Source organism: Stenotrophomonas sp. FW305-C-20-S1 (assembly GCF_058783335.1).
The window spans coordinates 47,968-57,603 of record NZ_JBYTEK010000015.1 but is presented as its reverse complement, the minus strand read 5'-3'; the positions used below and the strand labels follow the sequence as shown (position 1 = coordinate 57,603).

Here is a 9,636-nt window from a genome sequence, read left to right as displayed (position 1 = left end):
CCCCCCCCCCCCCCCCCCCTCCCCACCCCCCCCCCCCCCCCCCCCCCTCCCCCCCCCCCCCCCCCCCCCACTACCAGGCATCACCGGGTTGCCGGCCAGCGGCCGGCAACCGGGGAGGCGCCGGGTGAGCCCGGCGCATTCCGTTATCTGCGCTGGTCGGCGCTGGCGTCACGCACGGCGCGGAACGCCTCGTCCTTGCTCCAGTTCGGCCAGCTGCGCGAATTGGCCAGCTGGTTGCCCAGGGTGTACAGCACTTCCAGGTCGCGGGCAGCGCCTGCAAACACCCAGTCCGGCTGCCACTCGTCGCCCTGCTGGTGGTAACGCTTGGCGGTGTAGTCCTCGGACGCCTTCTTGCCCGCCGCGACGCCACCGTCCACCCAGTCCTGCCCGGCCGACCAGGACAGCGCGGGCACGCCACGCTTGGCGAACGGGAAGTGGTCGGAGCGGAAGAACAGGCCGGCTTCCGGCTTCGGGTCCGGCGTGTAGCGGATGTCCCAGCCCTTGGCCACGTCCTTCAACTGGTCCAGCAGCTCGAAGCGCGCCGCGCCGTAGATGCCGAAATCGCGCGACGGGCCGAACGGCGCCATGCCGTCCATGTTGATCATCGCCACGGTCTTTTCCAGCGGGTACAGCGGGTGCGTTGCGTAGTACTCCGAACCCAGCAGGCCCTTCTCCTCGGCAGTTACCGCCAGGAACACGACCGAACGCTGCGGACGCGGTGCCTTAGCGAAGCCACGCGCCAGTTCGATCAGCGAGGCGGTGCCGCTGGCGTTGTCCAGCGCGCCGTTGAAGATGCGGTCGCCGCGTGCGTCGGGCTCGCCCACGCCGATGTGGTCCCAATGCGCGCTGTAGATGACGGTCTCGTCCGGATGCGTGCTGCCTTCCAGGCGCGCGGCCACGTTGTGCGAGGTGATCACTTCGGTCTTCACCGCGTACTTCGCATCCAGGCTGGCGCCGGTCAGCGGCACCGGGGTGAAGTCACGCTGCTGCGCCTTCTTCTTCAGCGCTTCGAAATCCTGCCCGGCCGAGCGGAACAGTTCGACCGCCAGATCGCGCTGGATCCAGCCTTCCAGCAGCGGATGACTGTCAGCCGGATTGTCGCGCACCACGTCGAACATGGTGTTGGTGTTGGAGCCGGCCACCGTGGCCCAGCCATACGACGCCGGGGCGGTCTCATGCACGATCAGCACACCGAGTGCGCCCTGGCGTGCGCCTTCTTCGTACTTGTACGGCCAACGGCCATACCAGGTCATGCCCTTGCCGTCGAAGTCGCCCTTGCCGGTTTCGAAGTCCGGGTCGTTGATCAGCACGACGGCGATCTTGCCCTTCAGGTCCACGCCCTTGAAGTCGTCCCAGTTGCGCTCCGGCGCCTTTACGCCATAGCCGAGGAACACCAGCGGTGCCTTGCTGATATCCACGTTGGTGGCGCCGTTCATGGCTGCACGCACGGCGATCTGCTTGCCCTGCTCCAGCGCGATGGTCTTGCCGCCCTGCTGCAGCGACAGCTGCGGGGTGCCGACGATGTCGCCCTTGCGCAGCGGCACGGCCTGGGTCCACAGGCGCTTGCCGTCCTTCAGGTCGCCGCCGGGCTGCAGGCCGGCGTCGGCGAACTGCTTGCTGAGGAAGGCGATGGTCTTCTGTTCGCCGGCGGTGGCCGGGGAGCGGCCTTCGTAGGCGTCGGAGGCCAGTTCCTTGACGTCGGCGGAGATCCGCGCGCCATCGAATTTCGGGGTGGCCGCCATCAGTGCGCTCGACACCGACAGGGCCAGCACGCCCAGTACTACTCGCTTCATTGCTCTCTCCAGCAGGGAAATCGTTCTGGAGTGTAAGGGGTAAGAGGTTCGGCAGGGCTGCGCCCTGCACCCGGCAGCCGCGGTAGTGCCGGCCGCTGGCCGGCAACCTCAACAGCAACAGCCCAGGCAACAGCGGAAGCAGGTTTCCTGAGGGTAGGCGGGGCACGTCAGCGTGCGGGGGGCGCTGCAAGTACGTCCATGTAAGCTCGGTCGCCGCATCCATGCGGCTCACGCCCCCGCACGCTGCCCCACCCCGCCTTCGACAGTTTCCCGCTGCTCTTGGTATCTGCTGCTGTTGGTAGGTGTCGACCTTGGTCGACACGCAACAAGAAGGGGTCAGATCCCTTTCCCGGTGGGAAAGAGCTCTGACCCCATCTGTGCATTACCGAGGTGTCTTACCAGTTCGGGTCTTCGGCCGGGGCGGCGGCGGGTTTGGGCTTCGGCTTGCTGGCCGGGCGCGCTGCGGCGGCCGGGGCGGCCGATGCGGTTGCGCCGGCGGCGGCCTTGGGCTTGCTGCCCAGCTTCTGGCGCAGTTCGATCTGGCCGGGGCGGAAACCACCGCGCATCGCGTCGACGCCCTCTTCCAGGGTGCCGTAGGACGTCTGCGCGGCAACGCGGTCGATGCGGATGGTGCAGCACGGATGCTCGCTGCGGCCGAGCGAACGGCCGGTCTGCGGGTCCTTCAGCTCTTCGCCCAGGCGCACGGCCTGCCAGCGCTGGCCGACCTGCACGGTGTCACCGCCCTGGCTCAGCACCACCTGGTCGCCATCGACGGACACCACCGACACCGGGAACAGCGTGGTGACGATCGTGCTGCCGATCTGCCCGGACAGCGAGTCCATCATCGAGGCGGCCATGCTGCGGCCATTGACCACGCGCGGCAGCGTGCTCGGGCCGGTCGAGGCCAACTGATGGTCGAAGCTGTCGGACATCACCACCTGGCCGGTGGTGGCGTTGACCAGGCGCAGGGTGATGCGGCCGCCACCGGAATACGAGGTCACCTGGCGATCGGACATGCGCAGGTTGCGCACGCTGCGCGGGTACTCAAACCGCTCGATGGTCGGAATCAGGATCAGGTCGGTCGCCAGCTGCTGGCCAACGCGCGCGGTGTCCTGCAGGCGCACGTTGCCACTGTTGATGTGGTCGATCTCGGCCTGCAGCTCGTCGCCGAACTCGCGGTCCAGCACGATGAAGCGCTGGGTCTGGGTAAGCGTGTCGGACAGCCGCGCACGGATCGCCTGGGCGACCTCGTCGGCGTTCACCCGGCCATCGCCAACGGCATAGCTGCCCGACTTGGTGCGCGGCAGGGCCACCACGATCTTCGGCTTGCCTTCTTCATCCGGTGCGCGGTACTGGGCAATCTGCGCACGTACACGCACCTTCCAGTAACTGCGCATGCTGCGCCGGGTGACGTCCGAATCGAAGGAGCTGGCACCGCGCTTGGCGTCTACCTTGACCTGCTCTTCGTAGTTTTCCTTGACGCTGGCCGAGGCCGAGCCGCCCTTGGCGGAGGCTTCGCCGGAAGCGCTGGCCGAGGCCGAACCCTTGAAGCTCCAGCCTTCGTCGCTGGCGCGCACGCGGGCGATGGTTTCTTCGTCGAGCTGGCTCACTTCATCCTGCGAGAGGATTTCATAGCCCAGCACCGCGCCCTGCGAGCCGGCAATCATCTGCTGGGAGAACGCGTCGGCGCGGATATCGCCGACGTGTTCACCGTCCACGTCCACATGCAGGCCTGCGCGCAGGCTCTGCATCTGGCTGGCCACGCGTACGCCGTTGACCTGGGCCACGGCCGACTGCAATGCCGCCAGCACCGCCAGTTCCGGGGTGCTGCCGATACCGTCGGCCTCACGCGCGACCTGGGTGGTGCCGCCGAAATCCGGCGTGCCACGCAGGGGCGCTTCCTGCACCGGCGCATTGCTGGCCAGTGCACTGGCAGCCTTGTCCTTGGCCGGAGCGGTTTCTGCCGGTGCATCCTGCTTGCCGCAGGCTGCCAGCAGGGCCGCTGCCAGGCCCAGGCCGATCAATCGAGTCGTCGTACGCATGCGGAGCTGCCTCGTATCAGAGCGAATCCAGCATCGAATCGGCGTTGGACGGCACCTTCACCTTGCTCTTCTTGGCGAAGGTCACAGCCGACTTGGTCGAGCCGTACAGGCCCTTGATGAAGCCCGGCGATTCCTTGGCAACCCAGGCACCGGCGGCCAGCTTGCGGCCAACGGTGGCCATCTGGGTGGCGCCCAGGTTCTTCATGCCGGCCGCAAAGCCGCTGGCTTCGCCGCTCAGCTTCTGTGCTTCGGCAGCCGAGGCCAGCAGCGAGACCAGGCCTTCGGCGTAGTGCTGCTTGGATTCAGCGTTCAGTTCCGGCTGTGCGGCCTGGCGCTCGTCGATGGCGGCCTGGGCGGCTTCGCTGACCGACACCGACTTCTTCATCGCATCGACGTTCACCGAACCGGACGACAGCGCTTGGCGCTCGGCTTCCAGCAGCTGCACCTGCTCGGCCAGGCCGAAGGCACGGGCGAAGGAGGTCTGTGCCTGCAGCGAGTGCGACTGCGAGCTGACGAAACGACGGACCAGCGCTTCCTGCGCGGCTTCGTCCGGGGCGGCAGCGCTGGCGCTGCTGCTGGAGCTGCCGGTGGCGCCACCGGCCAGGTCCTTCAGCTTGCCGAACTGGGCGTGGGCCGGCATCGACAGGGTGGCGGCCGCGATGGCAACGACGAGAGCGGTATTACGGAACATGGAAGAGTCCTTTGGGAGAGACGGCCGCAATGCGGCGCGCGGGATCGGGGATAGCAGCGGGTCAGTGCCGAGCACGCTCGGCACCCACCAGGGCCGGTAACGCCGGGCCATGCCCGGCGAGCGCAGCGGTAACGTCAGCGGACCGCCTTGACGTTCAGTTCGTTGATCATCTGCTGGGCGGCCTTTTCGGCAGCCAGCTGCAGTGCATTGGTGCGGGCGACGGTTTCGTTCGGGCCGGTACCGGAGAACTGCACCGGGCCCACCGACGACACGGTGCGCGGGAAGCGACCGGTCACGTCCAGCACCTTGCCGGTGACAGTGACGAACACGCGGGTGTTGCCGCTGGCCGGATCACGGTCGCGCATGCCGACGTCGAGGGTACCGACGGCGATGTACGGGATGTTCGCCGCGCGGATGCCGTTGGCGGTATCGCGCAGGGTGGCCGCGGAGAGATCGTTGCCGGTGCTGAAGTCCTTGCGGATGCGCTCGATGCTGAGCAGGCCGCGCGACTCGCCTTCCACGTATTCGGCTTCAACCACTTCGTAGCCGGCGGCGCTGAAGGCACCGGTCATGGCCGTGTTGACTTCGGCGGCGTTGGCCACCTTCCAGCTGATGTTGTCGCTGCGGGCGGTGGTGCTGCCGCCGCTGGTAACCGACACCGAACCGTTCTGGTTGATGCTGCCGTTGGTGCTGACCGAGTTGCCGCGGAAGCTGTCGCCCTCACGGGTGTTCTCGCTGTAGCTGCTGCTGGCGTCGACGCGGCGGTATTCCTTGTCCTGGAACGACTGCACGGTGTCCTGCGAGCGCGCCATGAACAGGAAGGTCAGCAGCGAGCGCTGTGCGGCGGTGGCACCGGCCACGGCCGAACCGGCATCCAGCTTGGTCTGCAGCAGGGTGGTGTTGATTTCGGCGCGGACGGTGACGCTGTAGGTCTTGGCCTTCTTGTCTTCGTTGTCCGACAGCTGCACGGCGCTGAGCACGTAGCGGTCGATTTCACCGAGGAACTCGGCGCGACGCGATTCGAACAGGCGCAGCTTGGCCGCACCGGATTCGGCGATGTACGCCTCCAGTGCATTGGCCTTGGCCTTGTTCAGGGCCTGCGCACGTGTATCGGCACTCAGGCGCAGGCTGTAGCTGGCCGAACCGGTACCGCGCGAGCTGGCGGTCTGCGCGGCGACCGGCGAGGCCACCGCCAGGGCGATGAGGATGAGCAGGATGGTACGCATCAACGACATGATTTGATCAACTCCTGGAGGGCTTGGGTCTGTTGCTGCAGCGGGCGTCCGCCGGGCTTCTGCTCGTCCAGCCAGGCGCGCGAATCGGCACGCTTGGCGGCGGCGCCGGCGAAGGCATCGAAGCCTGCCAGCAGGGTTTCGTAGCTGGCCGACCACTGGTCGACCTGCCACTGCGTGACCGGCACCACCTTGGTGGCGCCCTTGCGCAGCGGCTGTTCGAAGTACACCTTGCCGGAGAACGGCTCGGTGACCTTGGCGGTGAAGAACGCGCCGAACAGCATCGTCTTCATCGCCGGCGTTTCACTGATGACGCCGTTCTTCAGCGCATCCACCTGCAGGCTGATGACGTAGTCGGCCTCGGGGATCTTCAGCTGGTAGACCTTGCCGTCGGCAAAGCGCGCGGCCATGGCACCGCCGATCGCCTGGCCCGAGGCCGGCGGCAGCAGGCCGACACCGGTATTGGACGACAGCGTCTTGGACAGCTCATGGGCCAGCGTGGCGCGCAGCGGACCGGCCCACTTCGGGTCGGGCAGCTTGGCCAGCGTGGCGTCGGACAAGGTCACCGCACCCACCTGCAGGCGACGCGTGGCCGCTTCCGGCAGTTTGGCCTGGGCCAGGGTGGTGGCCAGCACCTGCGACAGGCTGGTATCGGCACCGCCGTACAGCAGATCGGCGACGATCGCATCGATATCGTCGCTGTCCGGGCGGTACTCCTGCACGTCGATGCGCTGCAGGGTAAGCGGATAGGAGGCGATCACCTGGCGCTCGCGGAAATCGAAGAACAGCGCCTGCAGTGCCACTTCCACCAGCACCTTGTACTGGTCGCCGATCGGTTCGACCGATACCAGCTCGCGGTCCAGCGCAGCGGCCAGCACCACGGCGCTGGTGGTGCCATCGAGCATCGCCACCGGCTGGTCGATCAGTTCCAGGTTGGCCGGTGCGCGGCGCTTGAGCGCCTGTGCCAGGGTCTGGTTGAGCGGAATCAGGCCACGCTTTTCCAGCACGGCATGCGCATGCGGGGTGGTCGCCTGTACGGCGGCGGCGTCAGCGGTATAGGCAAAGCCGGCCCAGTAGGCCTGCTGCGATTTGTCTGCGGCCTGGCTGGCCAACGGCCATACGGCCAGGCACAGGGCATAGGCAAGCAGGCGCGCAAAAGCGCGCGGTGCGCTCTTCGTCCTTGAAAACATCCAACCGCTCCTCGGTCACGACACACGAATGACAGGCGCGAACACGCCCGCTGGGCGCGAAACATAGCCGCTCCGGGGCAAACCGACAAGTGCTGACCTTGTCGGCTTCAATTTTCCTGCGGCAGGCCGGCCCGTTGCCGCAGCAGGGTCCGCTCTGCCTGGTTCTGGCTCAACGCCGCTGCCGAGGCGAATGCGTCACGCGCGTCCTGCTCACGTCCCAGCTGCTGCAGCAGTTCGCCGCGCACCACCATCAGCGGTGCGTAGCCCTGCAGGCGGGGCTCATCCAGCAGCGGCTGCAACAGTGCCCATGCCGCGAACGCGCCTTCGCTGCGCGACACCGCCACCACCCGGTTCAATGCCACCACCGGCGATGGCATTACCTGCAGCAGCTGCGCATACAGTGCAGCGATGCGCGCCCAGTCGGTGTCTTCGGCACGCCGCGCACTGGCATGGCAGAAAGCGATCCGCGCTTGCAGCACATAGGGGTCATCGCCGCCACCCGCCGACACCGCACGCGCCAGTGCCTGCTGGCCGCGTTCGATCTGCAGCCAGTCCCAGCGCGCCCGGTTCTGCTGGTCCAGCAGGATCGGCGCACCCTGCGCATCCACCCGTGCCGCCGCGCGCGAGGCCTGCAGTTCCATCAGCGCCAACAGACCCAGTACCGGCGGCACCGACATGCGATGGGCGAGGATGCGCGCCAGCCGCAGCGCCTCAGCGCACAGCGCCGGTCGCATCCAGTCGTCGCCTGCACTGGCTGCATAGCCTTCGTTGAACACCAGGTAGATCGCCTCCAGCACCGAGGCCAGTCGCTCCGGCAATGCATCGGCACGCGGCACTTCGTAGGGGATCTGCTTCTGCGCCAACGTGCGCTTGGCACGCACGATGCGCTGGGCGATGGTCGGCTCCGGCTGCAGGAACGCGCGGGCGATCTCGGTCGTGGTCAGCCCGCCCAGCAGGCGCAGGCTCAGCGCTACCCGCGCGTCGGCAGGCAGGACTGGATGGCAGGCCACGAACATCAGCCGCAGCAGGTCATCGCCGATGTCGTCTTCCAGCGCCTGGCTGTCGTCCGGCGCGGGCAATGCGGCCGGATGCAGTTCCTCTCCCCATTGCGCATGCTGCTGCGCCACCCGACGGTGCTGGCGCAGCACATCGATGGCACGGTTGCGCGCGGTGGTCATCAGCCAGGCTCCAGGATTGTCCGGGATGCCCTGCACCGGCCAACGCTCCAGCGCGGCCAGCCAGGTGTCCTGGGCCAGCTCTTCGGCACGACCGACATCGCCGCCGAGCAGGCGCGCCAGGCGCGCGATCAACACTGGCGATTCCATCCGCCAGAGGGTGTCCAGGCGCTGGCTCAGGGCGGGCTCGTGCATGCGCCGATCACAGCATGCGGGCCCGGCCCGCACAAGCGCCGGCGTTCACGCTTCCACGATCGGCTTGAAGCCGCCCCAGAACATGCGCTTGGTATCGAACGGCATGTCCTTCGGGCCGATATGCGCCAGCCGCGGGTCGGCCATCACCTTCTTGTTGATGCGGTCGCGCGCGGCACGCGTGCGGAACACCACGAAGGCCACGATCACCGTTTCGCCCGGCTTGAGCTTCACCGCCTGCGGGAACGAGGTCGATTTCCCGGGTTGCACGTCATCGGCCACGCATTCCATGTACTGCAGCGCGCCGTGGTCCTTCCACACTGCGCCGGCCTGGCGGGCAAGGCGGCGATAGGCCGCCACCTTGTCCTGCGGGCACGGCAATACGTAAGCATCCACGTAAGCCATGGGGATTCTCCCTGCGGCGGCCGCTCAGCCCGGCTCGCCGTCCATGTGTGCGATTTCCCAGAGGTGCCCATCTAGGTCCTGGAAGCCGCGCTGGTACATGAAACCGTAGTCGCGCGCCGGTTGCGGTTCGCTGGCACCGGCGGCCAGCGCCTTGTCCACCATGGCGTCCACCGCCTTGCGGCTGTCAGCCGACAGGCAGGTGATCACCTCGGTCTGCGCATGCGCGTCGGCGATGCCCTTGGTGGTGAACTGCTGGAAGAACGGCTTGACCAGCAGCATCACGAAGATGCTCTCGCTGACCACCATGCAGGCGGCATTCTCGTCGGTGAAGGCCGGGTTGAAGCTGTAGCCCAGCGCGGCGAAGAACGCCTTGGCTTTTTCCAGATCCTGCACGGGCAGGTTGACGAAGATCATCTGCGGTTGCGGTGTACTCATCGGTGCGGTTCCCTGCGATGGATGGAGAAAAGGAAAATCAGGGCTGCTTCATGCAGTTGACCATCCACGGCTTGCCGTAGCGGTCGGTCAACATGCCCCAGCGGTGGGCCCAGAAGGTTTCGGCGATCGGCATCTGCACCTGGCCACCCTCGGCCAGCGCCGCGAAAACGCGCTCGGCTTCTTCGATGCTGTCCACGTCGACGTTGATGGTGGTCGAACCACCCTCGCCGCCGCCGGGACCATCGGCTGCCATCAGGATCGCCGCGCCGATCTCCAGCTGGCTGTGGGCCACATGGTCGAGGGTGTCGGCCGGCATTTCATTGCAGCCCGGCGAGCCGTCGGACGGCGGCATGTCGCGGTACTTCATTTCCGACGTGACCTGGCCGCCGAGTGCCTTGGCGTAGAACGCCATTGCGTCGTGGGCCTGGCCGCTGAAGCCGAGGAAGGGAATCAGTTTCATGGGAATGCTCCGTAGGATGGG

9 protein-coding genes are annotated in these 9,636 nt (G+C 67.2%); all 9 read right to left on the bottom strand.

All coding sequences use genetic code 11. The annotated features are described in order from the left end of the window. Positions 1 to 143: 143 nt before the first annotated feature. Positions 144 to 1,793 (bottom strand): M28 family metallopeptidase, encoded by a 1,650-nt coding sequence (locus AC3WTC_RS10365; RefSeq protein ID WP_025878389.1) that lies wholly within the window; start codon positions 1,791 to 1,793, stop codon positions 144 to 146. Positions 1,794 to 2,188: 395 nt separating this feature from the next. Further along, on the bottom strand, positions 2,189 to 3,835 hold the full coding sequence (locus AC3WTC_RS10360; RefSeq protein WP_025878388.1) for a CsgG/HfaB family protein: 1,647 nt from the start codon (positions 3,833 to 3,835) through the stop codon (positions 2,189 to 2,191). 16 nt (positions 3,836 to 3,851) lie between these two features. After that, positions 3,852 to 4,526, bottom strand: a complete 675-nt coding sequence (locus AC3WTC_RS10355; RefSeq protein WP_492711387.1) for a hypothetical protein — start codon at positions 4,524 to 4,526, stop codon at positions 3,852 to 3,854. A 134-nt stretch (positions 4,527 to 4,660) separates the two neighbouring features. Then, a complete protein-coding gene (locus tag AC3WTC_RS10350) occupies positions 4,661 to 5,761 on the bottom strand; it encodes a hypothetical protein (RefSeq protein ID WP_025878386.1) in 1,101 nt (366 codons plus the stop codon). Next, on the bottom strand, positions 5,752 to 6,948 hold the full coding sequence (locus tag AC3WTC_RS10345) for a hypothetical protein (protein WP_025878385.1): 1,197 nt from the start codon (positions 6,946 to 6,948) through the stop codon (positions 5,752 to 5,754). Before AC3WTC_RS10345 ends, AC3WTC_RS10350 begins: the two co-directional genes overlap by 10 nt. Before the next feature lie 107 nt (positions 6,949 to 7,055). Next, on the bottom strand, positions 7,056 to 8,318 hold the full coding sequence (locus tag AC3WTC_RS10340) for an RNA polymerase sigma factor (RefSeq protein WP_140228541.1): 1,263 nt from the start codon (positions 8,316 to 8,318) through the stop codon (positions 7,056 to 7,058). A 45-nt stretch (positions 8,319 to 8,363) separates the two neighbouring features. Then, positions 8,364 to 8,720 (bottom strand): DUF1428 domain-containing protein, encoded by a 357-nt coding sequence (locus AC3WTC_RS10335; RefSeq protein WP_025878383.1) that lies wholly within the window; start codon positions 8,718 to 8,720, stop codon positions 8,364 to 8,366. A 24-nt stretch (positions 8,721 to 8,744) separates the two neighbouring features. Next, entirely contained in the window at positions 8,745 to 9,155 is a 411-nt protein-coding gene (locus AC3WTC_RS10330) for a VOC family protein (RefSeq protein WP_025878382.1), read from the bottom strand. Between the two features lie 37 nt (positions 9,156 to 9,192). After that, positions 9,193 to 9,615: a VOC family protein gene (locus AC3WTC_RS10325; protein ID WP_025878381.1), complete on the bottom strand. Its 423-nt coding sequence runs from the start codon at positions 9,613 to 9,615 to the stop codon at positions 9,193 to 9,195. Positions 9,616 to 9,636 lie beyond the last annotated feature (21 nt).

Bases quoted from the DNA above. Each gene is read 5' to 3' on its own strand.
- AC3WTC_RS10365 (WP_025878389.1), bottom strand. From the start codon at position 1,793: ATGAAGCGAGTAGTACTGGGCGTGCTGGCCCTGTCGGTGTCGAGCGCA.
- AC3WTC_RS10360 (WP_025878388.1), bottom strand. From the start codon at position 3,835: ATGCGTACGACGACTCGATTGATCGGCCTGGGCCTGGCAGCGGCCCTG.
- AC3WTC_RS10355 (WP_492711387.1), bottom strand. From the start codon at position 4,526: ATGTTCCGTAATACCGCTCTCGTCGTTGCCATCGCGGCCGCCACCCTG.
- AC3WTC_RS10350 (WP_025878386.1), bottom strand. From the start codon at position 5,761: ATGTCGTTGATGCGTACCATCCTGCTCATCCTCATCGCCCTGGCGGTG.
- AC3WTC_RS10345 (WP_025878385.1), bottom strand. From the start codon at position 6,948: ATGTTTTCAAGGACGAAGAGCGCACCGCGCGCTTTTGCGCGCCTGCTT.
- AC3WTC_RS10340 (WP_140228541.1), bottom strand. From the start codon at position 8,318: ATGCACGAGCCCGCCCTGAGCCAGCGCCTGGACACCCTCTGGCGGATG.
- AC3WTC_RS10335 (WP_025878383.1), bottom strand. From the start codon at position 8,720: ATGGCTTACGTGGATGCTTACGTATTGCCGTGCCCGCAGGACAAGGTG.
- AC3WTC_RS10330 (WP_025878382.1), bottom strand. From the start codon at position 9,155: ATGAGTACACCGCAACCGCAGATGATCTTCGTCAACCTGCCCGTGCAG.
- AC3WTC_RS10325 (WP_025878381.1), bottom strand. From the start codon at position 9,615: ATGAAACTGATTCCCTTCCTCGGCTTCAGCGGCCAGGCCCACGACGCA.